26 protein-coding genes and 1 other RNA gene are annotated in these 24,108 nt (G+C 62.2%); 8 read left to right on the forward strand and 19 right to left on the reverse strand.

What is annotated here, in order from left to right; translation table 11 throughout:
• Positions 1-2: 2 nt before the first annotated feature.
• From mraY to rsmI, 9 genes are all read right to left on the reverse strand, one after another.
• Positions 3-1,085: a phospho-N-acetylmuramoyl-pentapeptide-transferase gene (gene mraY, locus ACLEJW_RS15960; protein ID WP_440777883.1), complete on the reverse strand. Its 1,083-nt coding sequence runs from the start codon at positions 1,083-1,085 to the stop codon at positions 3-5.
• Positions 1,085-2,452, reverse strand: coding sequence for a UDP-N-acetylmuramoyl-tripeptide--D-alanyl-D-alanine ligase (locus ACLEJW_RS15965; RefSeq protein WP_440777884.1), 1,368 nt, complete (start codon positions 2,450-2,452; stop codon positions 1,085-1,087). Before ACLEJW_RS15965 ends, mraY begins: the two co-directional genes overlap by 1 nt.
• Positions 2,445-3,932 (reverse strand): UDP-N-acetylmuramoyl-L-alanyl-D-glutamate--2,6-diaminopimelate ligase, encoded by a 1,488-nt coding sequence (locus tag ACLEJW_RS15970; protein WP_145188322.1) that lies wholly within the window; start codon positions 3,930-3,932, stop codon positions 2,445-2,447. Before ACLEJW_RS15970 ends, ACLEJW_RS15965 begins: the two co-directional genes overlap by 8 nt.
• Positions 3,932-5,665 (reverse strand): peptidoglycan D,D-transpeptidase FtsI family protein, encoded by a 1,734-nt coding sequence (locus ACLEJW_RS15975; protein WP_178108340.1) that lies wholly within the window; start codon positions 5,663-5,665, stop codon positions 3,932-3,934. Before ACLEJW_RS15975 ends, ACLEJW_RS15970 begins: the two co-directional genes overlap by 1 nt.
• Positions 5,665-5,958, reverse strand: coding sequence for a cell division protein FtsL (ftsL, locus tag ACLEJW_RS15980; RefSeq protein ID WP_145188328.1), 294 nt, complete (start codon positions 5,956-5,958; stop codon positions 5,665-5,667). The genes ACLEJW_RS15975 and ftsL overlap by 1 nt, the downstream gene beginning before the upstream one ends.
• Complete coding sequence (gene rsmH / locus ACLEJW_RS15985; protein WP_440777885.1) at positions 5,955-6,902, reverse strand: 16S rRNA (cytosine(1402)-N(4))-methyltransferase RsmH; 948 nt, start codon at positions 6,900-6,902, stop codon at positions 5,955-5,957. The genes ftsL and rsmH overlap by 4 nt, the downstream gene beginning before the upstream one ends.
• Entirely contained in the window at positions 6,899-7,354 is a 456-nt protein-coding gene (gene mraZ, locus ACLEJW_RS15990; RefSeq protein ID WP_313300831.1) for a division/cell wall cluster transcriptional repressor MraZ, read from the reverse strand. Before mraZ ends, rsmH begins: the two co-directional genes overlap by 4 nt.
• Before the next feature lie 311 nt (positions 7,355-7,665).
• Positions 7,666-8,025, reverse strand: an RNA gene (gene rnpB / locus ACLEJW_RS15995) — RNase P RNA component class A.
• Positions 8,026-8,092: 67 nt separating this feature from the next.
• Complete coding sequence (rsmI, locus tag ACLEJW_RS16000; protein ID WP_440777886.1) at positions 8,093-8,935, reverse strand: 16S rRNA (cytidine(1402)-2'-O)-methyltransferase; 843 nt, start codon at positions 8,933-8,935, stop codon at positions 8,093-8,095.
• A gap of 221 nt (positions 8,936-9,156) precedes the next feature.
• Here rsmI and ACLEJW_RS16005 point away from each other — a divergent pair, with 221 nt between their 5' ends.
• From ACLEJW_RS16005 to ACLEJW_RS16025, 5 genes are all read left to right on the forward strand, one after another.
• Positions 9,157-10,974, forward strand: coding sequence for a penicillin-binding protein activator (locus ACLEJW_RS16005; RefSeq protein ID WP_440777887.1), 1,818 nt, complete (start codon positions 9,157-9,159; stop codon positions 10,972-10,974).
• A complete protein-coding gene (locus tag ACLEJW_RS16010) occupies positions 10,974-11,345 on the forward strand; it encodes a YraN family protein (RefSeq protein ID WP_440777888.1) in 372 nt (123 codons plus the stop codon). The genes ACLEJW_RS16005 and ACLEJW_RS16010 overlap by 1 nt, the downstream gene beginning before the upstream one ends.
• Positions 11,346-11,431: 86 nt before the next feature.
• A complete protein-coding gene (locus ACLEJW_RS16015) occupies positions 11,432-12,025 on the forward strand; it encodes a phosphoheptose isomerase (protein ID WP_008097558.1) in 594 nt (197 codons plus the stop codon).
• Entirely contained in the window at positions 12,022-12,600 is a 579-nt protein-coding gene (locus tag ACLEJW_RS16020; RefSeq protein WP_145188346.1) for a BON domain-containing protein, read from the forward strand. Before ACLEJW_RS16015 ends, ACLEJW_RS16020 begins: the two co-directional genes overlap by 4 nt.
• A 56-nt stretch (positions 12,601-12,656) precedes the next feature.
• Positions 12,657-12,875 carry a YgdI/YgdR family lipoprotein gene (locus ACLEJW_RS16025; protein WP_145188349.1) on the forward strand — a complete coding sequence of 73 codons (219 nt, stop codon included), beginning with the start codon at positions 12,657-12,659 and terminating at the stop codon, positions 12,873-12,875.
• Positions 12,876-12,923: 48 nt separating this feature from the next.
• Here ACLEJW_RS16025 and ACLEJW_RS16030 read toward each other — a convergent pair whose 3' ends face one another.
• From ACLEJW_RS16030 to rplM, 7 genes are all read right to left on the reverse strand, one after another.
• Entirely contained in the window at positions 12,924-13,355 is a 432-nt protein-coding gene (locus tag ACLEJW_RS16030) for a ClpXP protease specificity-enhancing factor (RefSeq protein ID WP_145188352.1), read from the reverse strand.
• 10 nt (positions 13,356-13,365) lie between these two features.
• Positions 13,366-13,989, reverse strand: a complete 624-nt coding sequence (locus ACLEJW_RS16035; RefSeq protein WP_145188355.1) for a glutathione S-transferase N-terminal domain-containing protein — start codon at positions 13,987-13,989, stop codon at positions 13,366-13,368.
• A gap of 115 nt (positions 13,990-14,104) precedes the next feature.
• A complete protein-coding gene (locus ACLEJW_RS16040; RefSeq protein WP_313300808.1) occupies positions 14,105-14,884 on the reverse strand; it encodes a cytochrome c1 in 780 nt (259 codons plus the stop codon).
• Entirely contained in the window at positions 14,884-16,095 is a 1,212-nt protein-coding gene (locus ACLEJW_RS16045) for a cytochrome b (protein ID WP_145188715.1), read from the reverse strand. The genes ACLEJW_RS16040 and ACLEJW_RS16045 overlap by 1 nt, the downstream gene beginning before the upstream one ends.
• Entirely contained in the window at positions 16,095-16,688 is a 594-nt protein-coding gene (gene petA / locus ACLEJW_RS16050; protein ID WP_145188362.1) for a ubiquinol-cytochrome c reductase iron-sulfur subunit, read from the reverse strand. The genes ACLEJW_RS16045 and petA overlap by 1 nt, the downstream gene beginning before the upstream one ends.
• Positions 16,689-16,951: 263 nt before the next feature.
• The gene (gene rpsI, locus ACLEJW_RS16055) at positions 16,952-17,344 is read right to left on the reverse strand and encodes a 30S ribosomal protein S9 (protein WP_003260797.1); all 393 of its coding nucleotides are present in this window, start codon (positions 17,342-17,344) and stop codon (positions 16,952-16,954) included.
• Between the two features lie 14 nt (positions 17,345-17,358).
• Positions 17,359-17,787, reverse strand: coding sequence for a 50S ribosomal protein L13 (rplM, locus tag ACLEJW_RS16060; RefSeq protein WP_003251819.1), 429 nt, complete (start codon positions 17,785-17,787; stop codon positions 17,359-17,361).
• A gap of 259 nt (positions 17,788-18,046) precedes the next feature.
• On the opposite strand from rplM, the gene ACLEJW_RS16065 reads away from it, so the two are divergent.
• Positions 18,047-19,087 carry an NADP(H)-dependent aldo-keto reductase gene (locus tag ACLEJW_RS16065; protein WP_440777889.1) on the forward strand — a complete coding sequence of 347 codons (1,041 nt, stop codon included), beginning with the start codon at positions 18,047-18,049 and terminating at the stop codon, positions 19,085-19,087.
• Between the two features lie 230 nt (positions 19,088-19,317).
• Positions 19,318-20,241, forward strand: a complete 924-nt coding sequence (locus tag ACLEJW_RS16070) for a GlxA family transcriptional regulator (RefSeq protein ID WP_440777917.1) — start codon at positions 19,318-19,320, stop codon at positions 20,239-20,241.
• A gap of 91 nt (positions 20,242-20,332) precedes the next feature.
• On the opposite strand, the gene zapE is transcribed toward ACLEJW_RS16070, so the two are convergent.
• The 3 genes from zapE to ACLEJW_RS16085 form a co-directional block, all read right to left on the reverse strand.
• Positions 20,333-21,427 carry a cell division protein ZapE gene (gene zapE, locus ACLEJW_RS16075; protein ID WP_145188368.1) on the reverse strand — a complete coding sequence of 365 codons (1,095 nt, stop codon included), beginning with the start codon at positions 21,425-21,427 and terminating at the stop codon, positions 20,333-20,335.
• Positions 21,428-21,512: 85 nt separating this feature from the next.
• Entirely contained in the window at positions 21,513-22,862 is a 1,350-nt protein-coding gene (locus tag ACLEJW_RS16080; protein ID WP_145188371.1) for a tryptophan--tRNA ligase, read from the reverse strand.
• 9 nt (positions 22,863-22,871) lie between these two features.
• Positions 22,872-23,522, reverse strand: a complete 651-nt coding sequence (locus ACLEJW_RS16085) for an alpha/beta hydrolase (RefSeq protein ID WP_313457050.1) — start codon at positions 23,520-23,522, stop codon at positions 22,872-22,874.
• 135 nt (positions 23,523-23,657) lie between these two features.
• On the opposite strand from ACLEJW_RS16085, the gene ACLEJW_RS16090 reads away from it, so the two are divergent.
• Positions 23,658-24,095 carry a YhcB family protein gene (locus tag ACLEJW_RS16090; protein WP_145188377.1) on the forward strand — a complete coding sequence of 146 codons (438 nt, stop codon included), beginning with the start codon at positions 23,658-23,660 and terminating at the stop codon, positions 24,093-24,095.
• Positions 24,096-24,108: the final 13 nt, after the last annotated feature.

Consider the following 24,108-nt stretch of genomic DNA (forward strand, 5'->3'; position numbering starts at 1 on the left):
TTCTACCTCAGTTTCAGGGTGGCAAGGCCGACCAGTACCAGAATCACGGTGATGATCCAGAAGCGGACGATCACGCGTGGCTCGGGCCAGCCCTTGAGTTCAAAGTGGTGGTGTATCGGCGCCATGCGAAACACGCGCTTGCCGGTGAGCTTGAAGGAGGCCACCTGGATCACCACCGACAAGGTTTCCATCACGAAGATGCCACCCATGATGAACAGCACGATCTCCTGGCGCACGATCACGGCGATGGTGCCCAGCGCAGCGCCCAGCGCCAGCGCACCGACGTCGCCCATGAATACCTGCGCCGGGTAGGTGTTGAACCACAGAAAGCCCAGGCCTGCGCCGATCAGCGCGCCACAGAAGACAATCAGCTCACCGGAGCCTGGCACGTAGGGAATCAGCAGGTACTCGGCGAATTTCACGTTGCCCGACAGGTAGCAGAAGATACCCAGCGCGCCGCCGACCATGACGGTTGGCATGATCGCCAGGCCGTCCAGGCCATCGGTCAGGTTGACCGCGTTGCTCGAGCCGACGATGACGAAATAGGTCAGCACGACGAAACCGATGCCCAAGGGAATGGTGACGTCCTTGAGGAACGGCACGATCAGCGTGGTTTCGACGCTGGTCGGTGCGCTCGTGTACAGGAATACCGCAGCGCCCAGGCCGAAAACCGATTGCCAGAAGTATTTCCAGCGGCTCGGTAGCCCGCGCGAGTTCTTCTCGATCACCTTGCGGTAGTCGTCCACCCAGCCGATCGCGCCGAACAGCAGCGTGACGACGAGGACAGTCCATACGTAGCGGTTGCTCAGGTCGGCCCACAGCAGCGTGCTGATGGCGATGGCAGACAGGATCAGCGCACCGCCCATGGTCGGTGTGCCGGACTTGGACAGGTGCGATTGCGGACCGTCGTTACGGACCGCCTGACCGATCTGGCGGATCTGCAGGGTACGAATCATCCACGGCCCCAGCCACAGCGCCAGCGACAACGCGGTCAGTACGCCAAGAATCCCGCGCAGGGACAGGTACTGAAAGACCGCGAAGCCTTTGTAGAACTGTTGCAGATACTCGGCCAACAGCAGCAGCATTAATGTTTCTCCCCGCTGGCACCGCACAGTGCAGCCACGACGTTTTCCATCGCAGCGCTGCGCGAGCCCTTGATCAAGATAGTGGTATCACTGGCCGTCTCGGCCTGAACGGCTTCGATCAGCTCAGCTTGCGTAGCGAAATGACGGCCACCGGCGCCAAACGCCGTGACCGCGTGGATCATGTTGTTGCCCGTCGCGTAAACGGCATCGACCTTGCCCCGAGCGTACTCGCCCACCTGCCGGTGGCCTTCCTCAGTCCAGGCACCCAGCTCGCCGATGTCTCCCAGCACCAGAACGGTGCGTCCGGAAAAGCCGGCGAGTATATCAATGGCCGCGCACATGGAGGTGGGATTTGCGTTGTAGCTGTCATCGATGACGCGCACGCCATTGGCGGCGATCTGCGCCACACTGCGACCCTTGACCGGCTGCACTGCATTGAGCCCGGCGGCGATGCCGCTCAGGCTCAGACCAACGGCGTGGGCAGCGGCAGCGGCGGCCAGGGCGTTGCTGACGTTGTGGGTACCGAGCAGGTTCAGTTGCACCGGCACGCTGCCCTCGGGGCCGTGCAGGGTGAACGATGGACAGCCGCGGGCATCGCGACCGATGGCGCTGGCATGGAAGTCGGCGCGGGCATCGGACAAGGCAAAGCTCAGGACCCGATGATCGCCGGCGCGCGCCTGCCAGGTAGCGAACGCCTTGTCGGCGAGGTTGAGGATCGCAATGCCGCCCTCGCCCAGGCCTTCGAGGATCTCGCCCTTGGCTTCGACGATCTTTTCCGGGCCGCCGAATTCACCGACGTGGGCGGTGCCGGCGTTGTTGATGATCACCACCTGCGGGCGGGTAAGGCCGACGGTGTAGCGGATCTCGCCGATGCGCGAGGCCCCCAGCTCGATGACCGCGGCGCTGTGCTGCGGGCCGATTTCCAGCAAGCTCAGCGGTGCACCGAGGTCGTTGTTCAGGTTGCCACGGGTGGCGTGCACCAGGCCGCGCGTGCGCAGGATGCTGGCGAGCATTTCCTTGACCGTGGTCTTGCCGCTGGAACCGGTGATGGCGATCACCGGCTTGTCGAACGCGGCGCGATTCAGCGCACCGAGTTGGCCCAGCGCCAGGCGGCAATCGGCGACCAGCAGTTGCGGCAGATCGACACCGGCGACTTCGCGTTCGACCAGGGCGGCAACAGCACCCTTGGCCTGCACATCGGCCAGGTAATCATGGCCGTCAAAGCGCGGCCCGCTCAGGGCGACGAAAAGCTGCCCGGCGGCCACGCTGCGGCTGTCGATGCTGACGCCGTCGAAGCTGGCATCGGCGCCGACCAGGCGTGCGTTCAGCACGCCGGTCAGCTGGCTCAGGGTCATGGCTTCAAGCATGCGGCGCCTCCCAGGCGGCAAGTGCCTTGTCGGCTTCGATCAGGTCGGAGAACGCCTGGCGCTCGCCGTTGATTTCCTGGTAATCCTCGTGCCCCTTGCCGGCCAGGACGATGACGTCCTCGGCAGCTGCGCTGGCGATCAGGCGGGCAATGGCAGCGCCGCGACCGGCGACGAATTCAACGGCATCGGGCGCTGTGAAGCCCGGGCGGATGTCGTCGAAGATGCGCTGCGGCTGTTCGCTGCGCGGATTGTCGTCGGTCACCAGTACCCGATCGGCCAGGCGCTCTGCCACGCCTGCCATCAGCGGACGCTTGCCACGATCACGGTCGCCGCCGCATCCGAACAGGCACAGCAGCTTGCCATGGGCATGCGGGCGTAACGCTTCGAGGACTTTCTCCAGGGCGTCGGGGGTATGCGCGTAGTCGACCACCACCAGCGGCTTGTCGCCGCCGCCCAAGCGCTGCATGCGGCCCACCGGGCCCTGCAGCAGTGGCGTGACCTTGAGGATTTCATCCAGCGAATAGTCCATGGCCATCAAGGTGGCCACGGCGGCGAGCATGTTGCTCAGGTTGAAGCGGCCCAGCAACTGGCTACGCAAGGTGCGTTCGCCCTGGGCGGTCACCAGCACGGCGCTCACGCCATCGTCGCTGAACCGGGCCTCGCGGCAGAACAGCGCTGCATCGGGATTCTCCAGGCTATAGCTGAGCAGCCGGCTCTCGAGGTGTTCGACACTCGGGCGACGCGCGAAGTCTGCCGCCAGGCGACGGCCGAAGTCATCGTCCAGGTTGACCACCTGGCAACGCAGGCTCGGCCAGGCGAACAGCTTGGCCTTGGCGGCCTCGTAAGCCTGCATGCTGCCGTGGTAGTCGAGGTGATCACGCGACAGGTTGGTCATCACCGCAATGTCGAATTCCAGCGCAGCGACCCGCCCTTGCTCCAGGGCATGGGAGGAAACCTCCATGGCCACGGCCTTGGCGCCGCCCTTCTTGAGGTCGTACAGGGTCGCTTGCACGGCGATCGGGTCAGGCGTGGTCAAGCGGCCGCTCTGCAGCTCGCCGTAGAACCCGGTGCCCAGGGTGCCGATCAGCCCGCAACGCTGGCCCAGCGCATCGAGCGCCTGGGCAACCAGCTGGGTGACGCTGGTCTTGCCATTGGTGCCGGTCACCCCGACCAGGTACAGCTGGCGGCTCGGCTCGCCATAGAAGCGCCCGGCGATCTGCGACAGCTGGCCGATCAGACCCTTGACCGGAATCAGCGGCACGTCGGTCAGCGGCAGCACGTTGGCGCCCTGCTCTTCATAGGCCACCGCCGCCGCACCGCGCGACAGCGCGTCGGCAATATGGGCACGGCCATCGACCTTGGCGCCGGGTACCGCCAGGAACAGGTCGCCCTGTCGCACCTGACGGCTGTCCAGGGTCAGTTCACGAATCAGAGGGTCGCGGCTGGCATGGGCGAACAGCTTGCTCAGTGGCATCGTCATTATCCACGCCCTCCCTTGGCGGGTACTGCATTGGCCTGCTGCGGATCGCTGGGCGGCGGCAGGTTATCTGGCGGTACGTTCATCAGGCGCAGGGTGCCGGACATGACTTTGCTGAACACCGGGGCTGAAACCAGGCCGCCGAAGTAGCCGCCCTTGCCTGGTTCGTCGATCACCACGACGATGGCGTAGCGCGGGTCGCTCATCGGACCGAAGCCTGCGAACAGCGAGCGGTAGGCGTTTTCGGTGTAGCCCTTGGAGCCGACCGTGGCTTTACGCGCCGTGCCGGACTTGCCGGCCACGTGATAGAACGGCACCTGGGCGCGGAACACCCCGCGCGGCGCCTCGATGACCTGTTGCAGCATGCCCTGGACGGTTTCGGCGGTGTCCTTGGGAATCGCCTGTACCGCTTCGGGAGCCTTGTCGACCTTGAGGATCGACAGCGGCACCATCTTGCCGTCGTTGGCCAGTGCAGCGTACGCGTGCACCAGCTGCAAGGCGGTCACCGAAACGCCGTAGCCGTAGGAAAGGGTCGCGGTCTCGGCCTTGCGCCACTCACGGTGGTTGGGCAGGTTGCCCACGCGCTCGCCGGGGAAACCGAGGCCGGTGTATTGGCCCAGGCCCACCTGGGACATGACTCGGTAGATGGCTTCGCCGCCAATGTCGAAGGCGATCTTGCTCATGCCGACGTTGGACGAGTTGATCAGGATGCCGGTCAGGTCGAGGATCGGGCCCTCGCTGCGCGAAACGTCCTTGATGGTGTAGCGGCCGATTTGCAGGCTGCCCGGATACACCTCGACCTTGTCGGTGGGTTTCCAGCGACCGCTCTCGAGCGCCGCACTCATGGAAATCGGCTTGACCGTCGAGCCTGGCTCGAATACGTCGATGATCGCCCGGTTACGCATGGCTGCCGGGAACATGCTGCGACGGTTGTTGGGGTTGTAGGTCGGCTGGTTGACCATGGCCAGGACTTCACCGGTCTTGACGTCCATGATCACCAGGCTGCCGGCCTTGGCGTCCTGCTCGGCAATGGCGTTGCGCAGCTCACGGGTGGCCAGGTACTGCAAGCGCAGGTCGATCGACAACGCCAAGGTCTTGCCGGCCTTGGCGTTCTTGGTGACCTGGATGTCCTTGATCAGGCGCCCGCGCCGGTCCTTGATCACCTGGCGCTTGCCCGGTACGCCGGCCAGCCACTCGTCGTAGGCCAGCTCCACGCCTTCGCGGCCATGATCGTCCAGGTCGGTGAAGCCGACCATGTGCGCCGTGACGTCACCGGCTGGGTAGAAGCGGCGGAATTCTTCCAGACCGTAAACACCCGGCACCTTCAGGTCGAGCACGTGCTGACCTTGCTCGGGGGTGAGCCCGCGCACCAGGTAGATGAACTCCTTGTTCGCCTGTTGGGTCAGGCGCTCGGTCAGCTGTTGGGCATTCTGCCCAAGTGCCGCGGCCAGTTGCCCCCAGCGCTCCTTGGAACCCTGCATCTCCTTGGGGTTGGCCCACAGGGTGGTGACCGGCGTACTGACGGCCAGGGGCTCACCGTTACGGTCGGTGATCAGACCGCGGTGCGCTGGAATGGGAATGTGCCGCAGGCTGCGAGCATCGCCCTGGCCTTTGAGGAAGTCGCGGTCGACCACCTGCAGGTCGATGATGCGCCAGCAGATAGCGCCGACCATCAGGGCCAGCAAACCGATCACGACCCGGAAGCGCCATGGGTAGAGTGCGCCCTCGAGCTTCATCATGGCGCCACCATCCGCACTTCGTCAGCGGCCGGAACGCGCATCTTCAGTTGCTCGGACGCCAGGTTCTCGATACGACTGGCGGCAGTCCAGGTGCTTTGCTCGAGGATCAGCCGGCCCCACTCGGCCTGGGCCTTGTCGCGCTCGTTCAATTCTCCGTAGAGGGTGTTGAGCAACTGGCGGTTCCAGTGGGCGCTGTAGGACACGGCGATCGCCGAGACCAACACGCCCACGAACAGCAGCAGCATCAGAAAGCTTCCGCCTGGCAGAGGTTTGGCGAAGAGCCGGCTCACCGAAGCTTCTCCGCCACACGCATCACTGCGCTGCGTGACCGTGGATTGGCCTTGAGTTCCGCCTCGGAGGCGAACTGGGCCTTGCCGATCAGCTTGATCTTCGGCTCGAAGGCCTTGTGCTGCACTGGCAGGTTGCGCGGCAGGTTGTCCGCCTCGCCCTTGACCAGTTTGCGCATGAACAGTTTGACGATGCGGTCTTCCAGCGAGTGGAAACTGATGACGGCCAGGCGCCCACCGACTTCCAGGGCCTGCATGGCTGCCTCGAGGCCTGCCTCGAGATCGCCCAGTTCGTTGTTGACATGGATACGCAGGCCCTGGAAGGCACGGGTCGCTGGATTCTTGCCCTTCTCCCAGGCGGGGTTGGCCACCTTGAGCACTTCGGCCAGGTCTGCGGTTCGGGTGAACGGCTGCTGTTCGCGGCGCTCGACCACGGCACGCGCCATACGCCCGGCAAAGCGCTCCTCGCCATACTCCTTGAACACGCGGGCGATCTCCTCGACCGGCGCAGTGGCGATGAACTCGGCAGCGCTGATGCCCTGGTCGGGGTTCATGCGCATGTCCAGCGGGCCATCGTTGAGGAAGCTGAAGCCGCGCTCAGGGTCGTCCAGTTGCGGCGACGACACACCAAGGTCGAGCAGGATGCCGCTGACCTTGCCGGCCAGACCGCGCTCGGCGACTTCCGTACCCAGCTCGGCAAAGCTGCGCTGCACAATGACAAAGCGGCCGTCTTCGGCCGCCAGCGCTTGCCCGGTGGCAATCGCTTGAGGATCCTTGTCGAACCCCAGTAGTCGGCCTTGCGGCCCCAGTTTGCTGAGGATCAGGCGGCTATGCCCGCCCCGCCCGAAGGTGCCGTCCAGATAGCAACCGTCGGCGCGCAGGGCCAAAGCCTCGACAGCTTCCTCGAGCAGGACGGTGATGTGGTTGAAGCCGCTATCTATGGTCACAGGATCAGGTCACGTAAATCGTCGGGCATGGCGCCCGGTTGTTGAATAGCTGCAAGATCAGCTGCCGAAACCGCGTTCCAGGCATCTTCATCCCACAACTGGAATTTGTTCAGTTGCCCCACCAGCATCGCCTTCTTGTCCAGCTTGGCGTACTCACGCAGGCGGGGCGGTACCAGGAAACGCCCACTGCCGTCGAGCTCCAGGTCAACCGCGTTACCGATCAGCAGGCGCTGCAGGCGGCGGTTTTCCTCACGCAACGACGGCAAGGCACGCAACTTGGCTTCTATCTGTTCCCACTCATCGAGGGGGTAAACACACAAGCAGGGATCGACGGCGTCGATGGTCACGATCAGCTGACCATCACAGCGCGAATCGAGCTCGTCACGGTACCGGCTCGGCATGGCGAGACGGCCTTTGGCATCGAGGCTGACGGCGTTGGCTCCGCGGAACACGGCTGCGATTCCCCACAATATTAGCTTTTTTGTGTCAGAAAACCCACTTCGTCCCACTTTCTGCCACTTGCGCACACTATAGGAATCCGTCCGCTGCACCGTCAAGGCACGTTCATAAGGAAAACCCTTACAGGACCGAGATTTAGCGCGTTAAAGGAAGGAGGAAGGTGTACCGGGGCATGAAAAAAACGTGAAAAATCAAAACTGCACAGACGCATGCGCTGTGAAGTTAAAGTGGTTTATTAAGAGTAAGATCTTTTTGGTATTACCAGAATGCGTCTGCTATCGATTCAAGCAGGGGGGGGGGAAAGGTGGAGAGTCGATCTGTAAGCCGGGTTTTGTCGAGGACAGTCATTCCTCTACGACGGCCATCACTGGACGCCTCTAGCAACCTACCCGGTTCCGACGCGGGCCACGCCTAATGGAACCCTATTTGGTCTTGCTCCGAGTGGGGTTTACCTAGCCACGACCTGTTGCCAGACGTGCGGTGCGCTCTTACCGCACCTTTTCACCCTTACCGGCACCGAAGTGCTTAGGCGGTTATTTTCTGTGGCACTTTCCGTAGGCTCGCGCCTCCCAGGCGTTACCTGGCACTCTGCCCTGCGGAGCCCGGACTTTCCTCCCCCATCTTTTGCGGAACAAAAGACGGCAGCGACTGTCCGATCGACTCTCCGCCGACAAGATTAACGGCAGGCGCGCTCAAGAACAAGCAATACCGTCAACTATGTCTAAATGCCATTACTGGGCTTTCTGCTTTTCAAGCGCCACTTGATAGAGCAGGTTCTTGCGCACACCGGTGATCTGCGCCGCCAAGGCCGCTGCTTTTTTCAGCGGCAGCTCAGCCAGCAGAAGATCGAGCACGCGCTGCGCTTCGGTACTGATCGCCTCTTCACCCTGTGGCGCTGTCCAACCCCCCACTAGCACTACGCACTCGCCGCGCTGCTGATTGCTGTCGCCAGCGACGAACGCCCGCAGCTCGGCCAGGGGCAGGCCCTTGAGGGTTTCGAACGTTTTCGTCAGTTCCCGCCCCAGCAATGCCGGGCGCTCGCCACCGAACACCGCCTCCATGTCTTCGAGGCATTCGAGGATGCGGTGCGGCGCTTCATAGAAGATCAGTGTGCGGGGCTCCTCCTTCACCTGCTCCAGGCGCGCACGACGAGCGGCAGCCTTGGCTGGCAGGAACCCTTCGAAGATGAAACGATCCGACGGCAGTCCCGCCGCCGACAGCGCCGCGATCAAGGCACAGGCACCTGGCACCGGCGCCACCTGCACGCCAGCAGCGCGCGCCTGCCGCACCAGGTGGTAGCCAGGGTCGGAAATCAACGGCGTGCCGGCATCGGAAACCAGCGCCACGTCCTCACCGGCCAGCAGCTTGGTGATGAACCGCCCGCCTTCGTCGCGCTCGTTATGCTCATGACACGCGGCCAGGGGCGTCTCGATGCCGAAGTGCTGCAGCAGACGGACCGAATGCCGGGTATCCTCGGCGGCGATCAGGGCGACATCGGCCAGCACCTTGAGCGCTCTGGCGCTGATGTCGTCAAGGTTGCCGATGGGGGTCGCGACCACATACAGCGTACCCATGGTGGATTTCGAAGCCCCGGCCACATCAATCACTGCTAACACCCTGCCTTTCGGATCAAAGGCGCCATTGTAGCCCGAGCGCCGGTTACACAGCGCAAAGAACTTGACCGGCGAGCGGCGAAGCGGCGCCTATAGTGAAGGTTCTGCCATCGGCGGATCGCGCCCCGGCCGCCGCTTGGGTACAATTGCCGACCAACTTGATCGAGTAACAGGACCCTTACATGATCGCTTGCCTGCGGCTGTTCACAGCCCTCTGCTTCGCTGCCCTGCTGGCAGCTTGCGCCAGCTCGCCCTCATCCAGCCTGGGTGAGTTGCCACGCACGCCGGATGCCAGCATCGAGCAACTGCTCGAACAGGCGGCTTCCAGCAAGTCTGCGCAAGATGCCGCCCTGCTGCGCCTGAGCGCCGCCGACCTGGCCTATAAGCAGAAGGACTTCCCACGCGCCGCGCGTATCCTGGAACAGGTGCCGATCGAGTCGCTCAAGCCTGCGCAGCAGATTTTCGCAGCCACCCTGGGCGCGGAGCTGGCCATGAGCCGCAACCAGCCCAAGGCTGCCCTGAGCGCCCTGTCCCACCCGAGCCTGCAGCACCTCGCCGAGCTGCCTGCCGAACAGCAGGTACGCACCTACAGCGTGCATGCTGCAGCCCTCGAAGCCGACGGTCAGGCCCTTGCAGCCGCCCAGCAGCGCGTGCTGCTCAGCCCGCTGCTCAGTGGCGCTGCTGCCAGCGCCAACAACGACGCGACCTGGGCCCTGGTCGCTGCGCTGCCCGCCGAGCAGCTGCAACAGCCTGCCAGCGACCCCGTGTTGGCTGGCTGGACCCGCCTGGCACTGGCTGTAAAAAGCGCTGGCACCCTTGAACAGCAGCAAGCGGCCATCGACACCTGGCGCCAACAGCATCCTGACCACCCGGCCGCCAAGCAACTGCCGAGCGCCCTGGCCAAGCTCAAGGAACTGGCCAGCCAGCCGCTGACCAAGATCGCCCTGCTGCTGCCACAGGAAGGCCCACTGGCCGGCGTCGCCCGGGCGCTGCGCGATGGCTTCATGGCCGCGCACTTCCAGGCCCAGCAAGCCGGCCAGCAGGCCCCGGCGGTACAGGTCTACGACAGTTCGCGCATCGGCTCGCTGGAAGACTTCTACCGCCAGGCGCAAGCCGATGGCGTACAACTGGTGGTCGGGCCGCTGGAAAAGCCGCTGGTGAAAAAGCTCGCCGCCAATCCACAGTTGCCCCTCACCACCCTGGCTCTGAACTACGCCGACGCCGGTCAGCAAGCGCCCGCGCAGCTGTTCCAGTTCGGCTTGGCTGCTGAAGACGAAGCCCGTGAGGTCTCCCGCCGCGCGCGTGCCGACGGCATGGTCCGCGCCGCAGCAATGGTGCCCAGCGGTGAATGGGGCGATCGCGTACTGGCTGCCTTCCGCCAGGACTGGGAGAGCAACGGTGGCACCATTGTCGCCGCCGAGCGCATCGCGCAGCCGGTAGCCCTGGCCCAACAGATCGCCAACATGTTCCAGTTGCGCCAGAGCGAAGGCCGTGCCCAGAGCATGCAGAGCGCTGTCGGCGGCAACGTCGCTGCGCAGCCCTCGCGACGCCAGGACATCGAGTTCATCTTCCTCGCCTCTACCCCACAACAGGCTCAGCAGATCAAGCCGACCCTGAACTTCCAGTACGCCGGCGACGTGCCGGTCTACGCCACCTCGAACCTGTACAGCGCCAGCGGTGACGTGAACCAGTACAACGACATGAACGGCATTCGCTTCTGCGAAACGCCGTGGCTGCTCGACACCAGCAACAGCCTGCGCCAGCAGGTGGTGCAACAGTGGCCGCAGGCTGCGGGCAGCATCGGCCGCCTGTATGCGATGGGCGTCGATGCCTATGCCCTGGCACCGCGCCTGGGCCAGCTCAAGGCATTGCCGGACAACCGCATCCAGGGCCTGTCCGGTAGCCTGAGTATGAACCCCAGCCAGCGGATCGAGCGCCAGCTGCCGTGGGCCGAGTTCGCCGGTGGCCAGGTCAAACGCCTGCCGGACACCCCGCGCTGATGCCAGACGCATCGTCGACCAGCGCCGGCCAGGCTGCGGAAAACCAGGCCCTTGGCTACCTGCAAGGGCACGGCCTGCAGTTGCTGGCGCGCAATTGGCGATGCAGGGGCGGCGAGCTTGATCTGGTCATGCTCGACGCCGATACAGTAGTATTCGTCGAAGTCCGCTATCGCTTGCACGCAGGCTTCGGTGGCGCCCTCGGCAGTGTCGACGGGCGCAAGCAGCAACGGCTGGTGCTTGCCGCAACGCTGTTCCTGCAGAAGGAGTCGCGCTGGGCCGACTACCCTTGTCGCTTCGACGTTGTCGCCCTGCAAGGCAGCCAGCATGCAGGGCGGCCGCTGCAATGGCTGAAAAACGCCTTCGAATGCTGAACCCACTTCGATTTTCTAGCGCTATGTTTCGCGGGCAGGTCCTGGTTGCGCGCAGCAACGGCCACCGCCCCACTTAAGGTCACCAGATGGACATGCAATCCCGAATTCGCCGGCTGTTCCAGGCCAGCATCGACACCAAGCAACAGGCAATGGACATCCTGGCACCGCACATCGAGCAGGCTAGCCTGGTCATGGTCAATGCGCTGCTCAACGAGGGCAAGATGCTCGCTTGCGGCAACGGCGGCTCGGCCGGCGATGCCCAGCATTTTTCCTCCGAGCTGCTCAATCGCTTCGAGCGCGAGCGGCCGAGTCTGCCGGCCATCGCTCTGACCACCGACAGCTCGACCCTGACCTCGATCGCCAACGACTACAGCTACAACGAGATCTTCTCCAAGCAGATCCGCGCACTCGGCCAGCCCGGTGACGTCCTGCTGGCGATCTCGACCAGCGGCAATTCGGCCAACGTGATTCAAGCGATCCAGGCGGCACATGATCGCGAAATGATTGTCGTAGCATTGACCGGGCGTGACGGCGGTGGCATGGCTTCGCTGCTGCTGCCCGAAGACGTGGAGATCCGCGTACCGTCCACGGTCACCGCACGTATCCAGGAAGTCCACCTGCTGGCGATCCACTGCCTGTGCGATCTGATCGACAGCCAATTGTTCGGGAGTGAAGAATGACCCCCATACGCCTCGGCCTGATGGCCCTTACCCTGTGCCTGAGCGTCACCGGTTGCAGCTCGGTGCTGACCTCGACCCGCAATTCGCCGATCGAAGACAACCGCGGCACGCGCACCATCGGTAGCAAGATCGACGACTCGCTGATCGAAACCAAGGTTTCGGTGAACATCGCCAAGGCCAACCCGGACCTGGACGACGGTTCGCACATCGTTGTCAGCAGCTACAACGGTATCGTGCTGCTGGCCGGGCAAACCCCTCGAGCCGAGCTCAAGAGCCTGGCCGAACAGACCGCCAGCCAGGTTCAGCGGGTGAAAAAGGTGCACAACGAACTGCAAGTCATGCAGCCTTCGTCGATCCTGGCGCGCAACAACGACGCGTGGCTGACCACCAAGATCAAGACCCAGATGCTCACCGACAACGCGGTGCCCAGCTCGCGCATCAAGGTGATCACCGAAAACGGCATCGTCTACCTGCTCGGCCTGGTCACCCAGCAAGAGGCCAATTCGGCCACCGCGGTGGTTCAGGGCGTCTCGGGCGTGCAGAAGATCGTCAAGTTGTTCGAATACATCGATTGATCGGCCGCTGGCTCGCACCAGCGCTGGCTTTACCTGGGAAACATGGGAAACACCGCATGAAACAGCTTCTGCTACCGACCCTGCTGCTCGGCACGCTGGCCACCCTGGCCGGCTGCTCGACGCCAAGCGTCATCACCCTCAACGATGGCCGTGAAATCCATGCCGTCGATGCGCCGAAGTTCGACAGCGACTCAGGCTTTTACGAACTGCAGCAACTGGACGGCAAGCGCACCCGCGTCAATCGTGACCAGATCCGCACCATCACCGATCTGTAAGCGCAGCCGAGCCATGAAAAAGGCGATCCACGTGGATCGCCTTTTTTGTTACTTGACCACCTTCAGACTAGGCCGGCCGCTGGGGCGTGGCGGTTGGCCACCGCCCTCGGGTGGGCCGTCGTCGTCCGGCTCGACGCCTTCTTCTTCCAGCTCATCGTCTTCCATCAACGGCGGCTCCAGCTCGAAGACCATACCTTGGCCATTCTCCCGAGCATAGATGCCCAGGATGGCGCCAGCGGGCACGAACAGCGAGTGGGCAACTCCACTGAAGCGACCTTCGAAACTGACCGCGTCATTGTCCATGTGCAGGTTGCGCACGGCGCTGGGCGAGATGTTCAGCACGATCTGGCCATCACTGGCAAAGCCTTGCGGAACCTGGACCTTCGGGTATTCGGCATTGACCAGCATATGCGGGGTGCAATCGTTGTCGACGATCCACTCATACAGTGCTCGTACCAAATAGGGGCGACTGGAGTTCATCAACGGCTCCTTAAAGCTTGCGCATTTCACGCTCAACGGACGACAGGCTCGCCTGGAAGGGCTCGCGGGCGAACTGTCGCTCCATGTAATCCAGCAGCGGCTTGGCTTGCCGCGGCAATTCGATACCCATCACCGGCAAACGCCAGAGGATGGGCAATAGACAACAATCGACCAGGCTTTGCTCCTCGCTCATGAAGCAAGCGAACTCGCCGAACAACGGCGACACCCCGGTCAAGCTCTCGCGCAAGGCCTTGCGCGCGTCGCTGCGCGCCGCCTCGGCACTGCGTGGGTCGAGAATGGTATCGGCCAGCGCGCACCAGTCACGCTGAATACGGTGGATCAGCAGGCGGCTGTTGCCACGCGCGACCGGATAAACCGGCATCAACGGCGGATGCGGGTAACGCTCCTCGAGGTATTCCATCACCACGGTCGGCTCGTACAACGCCAGGTCGCGATCGACCAGGGTCGGCACGCTGCCGTAAGGATTGACCTCTGCAAGCTTGGCTGGCGGGCGTGCAGGCTCGACATCGATGATCTGCACAGCAATGCCCTTTTCGGCAAGCACCAGGCGAATCCGATGTGAATAGTGATCAGCCGGATCGGAATAACAGGCTAACCGGTTGGTTGCGCCCATGTAGCGCCTCCTCGCAGGGAATACATGTCAACTCTAAATGAAAACGCGCCTGGGGCGCCCTGGCATTTCTGTCAGGGCGCCCCAGGCGCGTTCAACTACCAGAACTACTGCGTGATCAGTGCACGTCCTTCCAGAATTCGCGCTTGAGCAAATAGGCGAATACGAAGAAGAAAGCCAGGTACAGCAACACGTAGGTACCGATGCGCTGGCTTTCCAGTTTGACCGGGTTGGCCGAATAGGCCAGGAAGGTCACCAGGTTCTTGACCTTCTCGTCGAACTGCTCGGCGCTCAGGGTACCGGAATTCGGCGTAACGGTCAGCTGGTCGCAGGCTTCGTGGGTCAGCGGGCTGCCGGTCAATGGGTCAAATTGTTTCTTGCCATCGACCACCATCTGCACCTGCTTGCAACCAATCACCTGGTTACCCTGCAGCCCCACCAGCACATTCGGCATGCCGACATTGGGGAAGACCTTGTTGTTCACGCCATAGGGCCGCGACTTGTCCTCATAGAAGCTACGCAGGTAGTTGTACAGCCAATCGTTGCCACGCACCCGTGCAACCAGGGTCAGGTCTGGCGGCGCTGCGCCGAACCAGGTCTTGGCGTCGTTGGGCTGCATGCCGATCTGCATGTGATCGCCAATCTTGGCACCGGTGAATACCAATTTTTCCAGCATCAGCTCATGGGGAATGCCCAGATCATCGGCGACCCGCTCGTAGCGTTGGAACTTGGCGCTGTGGCAACCCATGCAATAGTTGGCGAAGGTACGCGCACCGTCTTGCATGGCGGCTTTGTCGGTGAGGTCGATATCGACCTTGTCCAGCTCCATGCCGTGCTCGGCGGCGAAGGTAAAGGCAGGCATCACGGCCAATAACAGTACTGCAATCAACTTTTTCATCAGCCAGTCACCCTTTCCGGAACCGGTTTGGTCTTCTCAAGCCTTGTATAGAACGGCATCAACAGGAAGTAGGCGAAATACAGCACCGTGCACGCCTGCGACAGCAAGGTGCGACCAGGTGTGGGCGCCAGTACGCCGAGCACGCCGAGCGTGACGAAGGCGATGCAGAACAACAGCAGGAAGACTTTGCTGATCCAGCCCTTGTAGCGCATGGAACGTACCGGGCTGCGATCGAGCCAGGGCAGCACGAACAGCACGGCGATGGCGGCGCCCATGGCGATCACGCCCATGAGCTTGTCCGGCACCGCGCGCAAGATCGCGTAGAACGGCGTGAAGTACCAGACGGGGGCGATATGCTCGGGCGTCTTGAACGCGTTGGCCTGCTCGAAGTTAGGTTTCTCCAGGAAGTAACCGCCCATCTCAGGGAAGAAGAACACCACAGCGCAGAACACGAAGAGGAACACCACCACGCCGACGATATCCTTGACGGTGTAGTAAGGATGGAACGGAATGCCGTCCAGTGGGATGCCGTTCTCGTCCTTGTGCTTCTTGATGTCGATGCCGTCAGGGTTGTTCGAGCCGACTTCGTGCAGGGCTAGAATATGCAGCACGACCAGGCCGAGAATCACGATGGGCAGTGCCACGACATGCAAGGCGAAGAAGCGGTTGAGGGTGATGCCGGAGATCAGGTAGTCACCGCGGATCCATTGGGTCAGGTCGTCACCGATCAACGGAATGGCGCCGAACAGCGAGATGATCACCTGGGCCCCCCAGTACGACATCTGCCCCCACGGCAGCAGATAGCCCATGAACGCCTCGGCCATCAGTGCCAGGTAGATCAGCATGCCGAACAGCCACACCAGCTCACGGGGCTTCTGGTAAGAGCCGTAGAGCAGGCCGCGGAACATGTGCAGGTAGACCACGATGAAGAAGGCCGAGGCACCGGTGGAATGCATGTAGCGCAAGATCCAACCGTACTCGACATCACGCATGATGTATTCGACCGAGGCGAACGCCTCTTCGGCCGAGGGCGTGAAGCTCATGGTCAGCCACACGCCGGTGACGAGCTGGTTGACCAGCACCAGCAACGCCAGCGAGCCGAAGAAGTACAGGAAGTTGAAGTTCTTCGGCGCGTAATACTTGCTCAGGTGGTCTTCCCACATTTTGGTTGCGGGGAAGCGAGCGTCGATCCAGTCCATGAATTTGCTCATCATGCGTTCTCCTGGTCGACGCCAATGACGACGATGTCGTCCGACTCATAGGAATGCGGCGGCACTGGCAGATTCAGGGGTGCCGGTTGGGATTTGTAGACACGACCGGCCAGGTCGTAGTGCGAGCCATGGCAAGGGCAGAAATAGCCGCCGACCCACTTTGGCCCAAGGTCGACGGGCGCGACTTCCGGGCGGAAGGTCGGCGAGCAACCCAGGTGGGTGCACAGCCCGACGAGCAACAGGATTTCCGGCTTGATCGCCCGGGTTTCGGGGTCGACATAGGCGGGTTGATCCGAGCTCTTGGAGAGCGGATCTGAGAGATCGCCTTCGATCTTCTTCAGGTTGCCAAGGATTTCTGGCGTTCGGCGCAAAATGAATACCGGCTGCCCGCGCCATTCGGCGACCATCTGCTGCCCGGGTTCGATCTTGGCGATGTTGACCTTCACCGGTGCGCCTGCTGCCTTCGCCTTGGCACTGGGGAACCATGACCCCACGAACGGTACCGCAGCCCCCACCGCCCCCGCCGCCCCGACCACGGACGTCGCGGCTACGAGGAAGCGGCGCCGGCCTGCGTTGACGCCGTCATTGCTCATTCAGTCCTCTCCCATCAGCTTGCTTGGCCAGTTGTACCTGACCTGTAGTTAGGTTGTGTCTGTGGCACTAAAAGTTGGTCGCCATGGTAAGAAACAAATCCACACAGTGACAAGGTGATTAGCCCTGCATAGGGCTACAACCCGCGCTTTGCTTGATCTGCGTCTATGCGACCAGTGGTCATGGACATGCTGAGAGGTTAGTTCAAACGCAAAAAAAAGCCCGGTTCCAAGGAACCGGGCTTCTTTCGACTGCCGAAGCGCTATTAACGCTTGGAGTACTGAGGACGCTTACGCGCTTTACGCAGACCCACTTTCTTACGCTCGACTTCACGAGCGTCGCGGGTGACGTAGCCAGCACGACGCAGAGCGCCACGCAGGGTTTCGTCGTATTCCATCAGAGCGCGGGTGATACCGTGACGGATCGCACCGGCTTGACCGCTGACACCACCACCGGAAACGGTGACGTAGATGTCGAACTTCTCAACGGTTTCGGTCAGTTCGAGTGGCTGACGAACAACCATGCGAGCAGTTTCACGACCGAAGAACACGTCCAGAGAACGGTTGTTGATGGAAATGTTACCAGTACCCGGACGCAGGAAAACGCGAGCGGTTGCGGTCTTGCGACGGCCAGTGCCGTAATTTTGAGTCGCCGACATAATGAACTTTCCCGTTAGATCTTCAGTTCTTGAGGCTGCTGAGCAGTGTGTGGGTGAGCAGCACCCGCGTACACTTTCAGCTTACGGTACATGTCGCGACCCAGCGGGTTCTTAGGCAGCATGCCCTTGACCGCGGTTTCGATAACACGCTCAGGGGCTTTGGCGATCAACTTCTCGAAGTTGATTTCCTTGATGCCACCTGGGAAACCGGAGTGGGAGTAGTACATTTTGTCGGAAGACTTGGCGCCCGTCACACGAACCTGCTCGGCGTTGATGACGACGATGTAGTCGCCGGTGTCAACGTGAGGGGTGTATTCAGGTTTGTGTTTGCCACGCAGACGGGTAGCGATTTCGGTAGCCAGACGACCCAGGGTCTGGCCAGCGGCGTCGACTACGAACCACTCGCGCTTTACTGTTTCCGGTTTAGCAGTAAAAGTTTTCATTCTCTAAAGCCTCAGAGGCCGCCCAGCGAAAAATAGACGGCGAATCTTACTGGATAGTGCACAACTTGCCAAGGGCAAGCGCGCAGCCGAACACTGGCGCTATTGGGGGCTCGGGTCGGGCACGCCAATATTCGACGGGGGTTCTTCCTGCGTGGTGGTGCATCACTTCCGCCACATGGAGAGGGGCAGAATTATCCAGATTGCGCGAAAAATTTCAACCTGCTTTGATGGGCTTCTTAGCCAATGGAGAGTCTTCCCGATGGAATACCGCAAGCTCGGCCGTACCGACCTCGACGTCAGCGCCCTGTGCCTGGGCACCATGACCTGGGGTGAGCAGAACACCCAGGACGAGGCGTTCGAGCAAATCACCCTGGCCAAGGCCAGCGGCATCAACTTCATCGACACCGCCGAAATGTACCCGGTGCCGCCGCGCCCGGAAACCTACGCCGCCACCGAACGCATCATCGGCAACTGGTTTCGCGCCAACGGCGACCGTGATGACTGGGTCCTGGCGAGCAAGGTCGCCGGCCCCGGCAATGGCATCAGCCACATCCGCGACGGCCAGCTCAAGCACAACCGTCAGCACATCGTGGCGGCCCTGGACGAAAGCCTGAAGCGCCTGCACACCGACCGCATCGACCTCTACCAGCTGCACTGGCCGGAGCGCAGCACCAATTTCTTCGGCAAGCTGGGCTACCAGCACCTGTCCAACGACCTGTTCACCCCGCTCGAGGAAACCCTCGAAGTCCTCGATGAGCAGGTGCGCGCTGGCAAGATTCGCCATGTTGGTCTGTCGAACGAAACACCCTGGGGCACCATGAAGTTCCTGCAATTGGCCGAGGCCCGCGGCTGGCCACGCGCGGTGTCGATCCAGAACCCCTACAACCTGCTCAACCGCAGCTTCGAAGTGGGCCTGGCCGAGGTGGCGATCCGCGAACAGTGCGGCCTGTTGGCCTATTCGCCGCTGGCGTTCGGCATGCTCGCGGGCAAGTACGAGAACGGCGCACGCCCAGAGCAGGCGCGCCTGACTCTGTTCAGCCGCTTTGCCCGCTACTCCAATCCACAAACGGTGGCAGCCTGCAGCCGCTACGTGCAACTGGCCCAGGCCCATGGCCTGGATCCGGCGCAGATGGCCTTGGCCTTCGTCACCCGCCAGCCGTTCGTGACCAGCAACATCATCGGCGCCACCACGCTCGCGCAACTGCAGAGCAACCTCGACAGCCTGCACGTGACCCTGTGCGACGAATTGCTGGCAGCCATCGAGGCGATTCATCAGGAGCAACCCAACCCCGCGCCCTGAGCGCGTAGCGGCAAGTGGCAGGCAGCGAGAAGAAGCGCCCGACCCCAGCGCGCTTTTATCTTGCCGCTTGCAGCTGACATCTTGCAGCTTTGCAAAAAACGTAAGACGATTCAGCCGGTGATTGACCACTCTCCCATATAAGAACAATGACAATGATGTTTACCCAACCCTCCGCGTCGCTGCGGCGCGTCAGCATCCTGGCCATTGACAAGGTGTTCGCTTCGACACTGATGCAGGCCAAGGACTTCTTCCACCTCGCCAGCCTGCGCTACAGCAAGCAGCTGGGCCTGGGCTTGCAGCCGATGTTCGACATTCATCTGGTCAGCCCGGATGGGCAACCGGTGGACAGCTTCAGCAATGTGCAATTACCGGTCGATGGCGGCCTGGGCGATGCCGACGTGATCATCCTGCCGGCGTTCTGGGACGATTTCGACAACCTTCAGCAACGCTACCCGCAGGTGCTACCTTGGCTGCGCGAGCAGCACGCCCGCGGCGCGGTGCTGTGCGCCGAAGCCAGCGGGGTGTTCTGGCTGGCAGAATCGGGTCTGCTGGACGGTAAGGAAGCGACTACCTACTGGCGGTTCTTCAGCACATTCGCCGAGCGCTTCCCGCAGATTCGTCTGAACCAGGACAAGCACCTGACCGACGCCGACAACTTGTACTGCGCCGGTGGCACGACGTCGGCGTGCGACTTGTACATCTACCTGATCGAGCGTTTCTGTGGGCCCAATGTGGCGCGGGCCGTGGCCCGCGACATCCTCTATGAAGTGCAGCGCAACTACACCCCAGGACGCATGGGCTTCGGCGGCCAGAAACTGCATCAGGACCTGATCATCCTGCAGATTCAGCATTGGCTGGAAGAGCACTTCGCCGACAAGTTCCGCTTCGAAGATGTGGCGCGTAACCATGGCATGAGCATCCGCAACTTCATGCGCAGGTTCCAGGGCGCGACCGGCGACAAGCCGCTGCATTACTTGCAACGCCTACGCATCGAGACGGCCAAGGGGCTGCTGTCGAGCACACGCAAGAGCATCAAGACCATCAGCTACGAGGTCGGCTACGACGACGCCAGCTTCTTCGCCCGCCTGTTCCGCCAGCATACCGACTTGTCACCAAACCAGTATCGGCAGCAGTTCATGCAAGAGGCTTCCTAGGGCGCTTTGAGCTGCAAGCTGCAAGAAAAAGCCAGAGCAGTCCGCGAACCGCTCTGGCTTTTTGCTTTTCTCTTGCAGCTTGCAGCTGTTGTCAGGGCCTGTGTGCGCGAGAAAGGAATTCGTGGGACTGCATTTCCAGCAAGCGGCTCAGGGTGCGCTGGAATTCGAAACTCAGGCGACCGCCGGTGTACAGGTCCTTGAGCTCGACTTCGGCGGAGATGATCAGCTTGACGTTGCGGTCATAGAATTCATCGACCATGTTGATGAAACGACGGGCGATATCGTCGGTGGTGACGCCCATCTGCTCGACATTGCTCAGCAACACCGCATGGAAGATCTTGCCTAGCTCGATGTAGTCGTTCTGGCTGCGCGGGCCATCGCACAAGGCGCGGAAGTCGAACCAGGCGACATCGTCGCAGGTACGCAGGGCGTGGATCGGGCGGTTCTCGATCATCAGCACGTCGTTCTCGACAGCCTGGGTGCACTCGGGCGTCAACGCCTTGAAGCTCGCCTGCATGCTTTGCTGCGCCGCTTCATTGAGCGGGAAATGGAACAGCTCGGCCTGCTCCAGATGGCGCAAGCGGTAGTCCACGCCGCTGTCGACGTTCACTACGTCGGTGTATTGCTTGATCATGGCGATGGCCGGCAGGAAGCGCGCACGTTGCAGGCCGTCCTTGTACAGGCCGTCAGGCACGATGTTGGACGTGGCCACCAGCGAGACGCCGTTCTTGAACAGCTCTTCCATCAAGGTGCCGAGGATCATGGCATCGGTGATGTCGGACACGAAGAATTCGTCGAAGCAGATCACCCGGGCTTCGTCGCTGAAACGCTTGGCGATGATGGTCAGCGGGTTCTTTTCGCCCTTGAGGGTCTTCATTTCTTCATGCACACGCTTCATGAAGCGGTGGAAGTGCGTACGCATCTTCTGCTTGAACGGCAGCGCCTCGAAGAACGTGTCGACCAGGTAGGTCTTTCCTCGCCCTACCCCGCCCCAGAAATACAGGCCTTTGACCGGCGTCTGATCCTTCTTGCCGAACAGCTTGCCGAAGACGCCCGGCTTGTTGTTCTGCGCCTGGACCAGGTCGTCGTACAGGCGCTGCAAGTGACGCACAGCAGTTTCCTGCGCCGCGTCATGGAAGAAGTCGGGACGTTTCAGATCTGCTTGATATCGTTCTAGGGGCGTCATGATTTCGTTAGCGAGGCAACAAAAAACGGGCCGTCACTGTAGCGAGCGGCCCGCTTAATGGCAATCAGACTTGCGGCGAAATGCCTCAGTCCTGCGCCGGCTGAAGCGCTACACGCAGGCTTTCGATAGCCGAATCACGCGCCTGGGCGCTGTCGAACTGCGGGCCATCAGCCACCTGCTCGTCGTTCAGCCACAGGCTGAAGCCCATGCCTTCGACGCGCACATCGGCCTCACCACCCTGCTGCAGCTGCTTGCTCACGGCGCCGGCGCTCTTGCCATCGGCGAAGCTGCGCGAGAGCAGCAGTTGCTCGCCATCAGCGGCCAGCAGGCGGAAGCGGAAGCTGCCATCGTCGTCACGGAAGCTGACGAAGCGCGCGCTCTTGGCGGCTTTCTTCTTCACCTCAGTACTGCCTTGCACGCTACTGCGAAACGAGCGCAGGCCCACTGCCTCACGCAGCTGTTCGAGGAACGGCGTAGCGATCGAGCGTGCCTTGGCAGCACCGGCGAGGAGAATGTCCTCGAGGTCGGCGGGGCGCGCAATGAGCTGGTGGTAGTGCTCGCGCTTCTCGGCCAGTTGCCCGTCGAGCAGCTGGAACAGGCGCTGCTTGGCCTCCCCCCAGCCCAGGCCCTGCAGCAGCTCGTCGCGGAACTCGGCGCACTGCCCAGGCGTTGCGAATGCCTGGTACAGGGTGAACAGGTGGGCGGTGTCCGGATCCTTGGCTTCGCCTGGCGCGCGCGAGTCGGTGACGATGCGCGAGATGGCGTCCTTCATGTCCTTGGCGCTGGTGAACAGCGGGATGGTGTTGTCGTAGCTCTTGGACATCTTGCGCCCGTCCAGGCCCGGCAGGGTGGCCACGCTTTCTTCGATCAGCGCTTCGGGCAAGGCGAAGAAGTCCTTGCCCTGCCCGAACAGGTGGTTGAAACGCTGGCCGATGTCGCGAGCCATTTCCACGTGCTGGATCTGATCACGACCAACCGGCACCTTGTTGGCGTTGAACATCAGGATGTCCGCAGCCATCAGCACCGGGTAGCTGTACAGGCCCATGGTCACGCCAGCATCCGGGTCTTCGCCGGTTTCCAGGTTCTTGTCGACCGAAGCCTTGTAGGCGTGGGCGCGGTTGAGCAGCCCTTTGGCCGCCACGCAGGTGAGTAGCCAGGTCAGCTCGGGGATTTCGGGAATGTCGGACTGACGGTAGAACGTCACCTTCGCCGGATCCAGGCCACCGGCCAGCCAGGTGGCAGCGATTTCGAGGCGCGAGCGCTGGATGCGCAGCGGGTCATCGCACTTGATCAGGGCGTGGTAATCAGCCAGGAAGTAGAACGAGTCGACGCCCGGTTGCTGGCTGGCGACGATCGCCGGACGGATGGCGCCGGCGTAGTTGCCCAGGTGCGGGGTGCCGGTGGTGGTGATACCGGTAAGGATGCGCGTGGTCATGGTGTTCGCTTATTCAGGCTTGGCTCGGTTCGAAAGGCGCGGCAGCAGCAGATCCTTCAGATCGGTCAGCTTGCCATGGAAGAAGTGTCCGCATTCTGCCACTTTCAGCAGCTCATGGGGGCGACCCAGTGCGTCGGACCATTCGTAAACCAACTGCGGATCGACGACCTCGTCGGCATCCGGCTGCACCACCGCGAGCGGGCAATGCTGCGGCAGCGGGAAGTCCGCGCTCAGGCGCATCACCGCCGGGGCAATCATGAACAGCTGCTGCAGCGTCACGCCTTCGCCCTCCAGGCGCCCAGCCAGGCTGGCCGCGACGAACCCGCCGAACGAAAAGCCCATGATCACCAGCGGCAGTTGCGGATGTTGCTGACGCAGCCAGGCGGCGGCGGCCTCGGCATCAGCCACTTCGCCTGCGCCCAGGTCATGGCTGCCGGCGCTTTGGCCGACACCACGGTAGTTGAAGCGCAAGGTCACGTAGCCGGCATCGCGAGCCGTGCGTTGCAGGGTCGAGACCACCTTGTTGAGCATGGTGCCACCCTGGACCGGATTGGGATGGCAGATCAACACCGCACCCCGGGCATCGGCCACGTCCAGGTACAGGGCTTCGAGCTGGCCGAGCGGGCCATCGATGAACAAGGGGGTTTCGCGGACAAGCAAGGCACTACTCCGTGACCTCGAAGGGGGTCGATTCGTCTAGGTGAGGAATTCTGTTCTGATTTGCGATCGCTCGCGGTATACAGCGCAGGTCTGAGCCGTTAACGTAAAGCAAAGCCGTTTATAGAGGAAGGACTCGTGGAACTCTCGCTCCTTGTTTGGTTGTTGCCAACCCTGGCCCTGGTCATCGGTGTGGCGGTCGGTTTCATCGTGGCCCGCCTGTTGCCCAATGCGGCGCCCAGCAGCACCCAGCGCCAGCTGGACGATATCCAGCAGCGCTTCGACAATTATCAGAACCAGGTGGTTACTCATTTCAACAGTACTGCGGTGCTGGTCAAGAAGCTGACCCAGAGCTACCAGGACGTGCAGGATCACCTGGCAGAAGGCGCCAACAGCCTGGCCCTCGACGACGTGACCCGCCAGCGCCTGCTCGCGGCCCTGCATTCCGAAGGCAATCAGGGGCCACGTGACCGCCTGACCCCGCCAAAGGACACCGCCGAAGTGCCACGTGACTATGCACCGAAGTCGCCGAACTCGCCGGGCATGCTCGACGAGAGCTATGGGCTCAAGCGTTGAATCGCTGAAATGA

Origin of the sequence: Pseudomonas sp. SMSB3 (genome assembly GCF_052041965.1) — a bacterium.
Lineage (GTDB): Bacteria > Pseudomonadota > Gammaproteobacteria > Pseudomonadales > Pseudomonadaceae > Aquipseudomonas.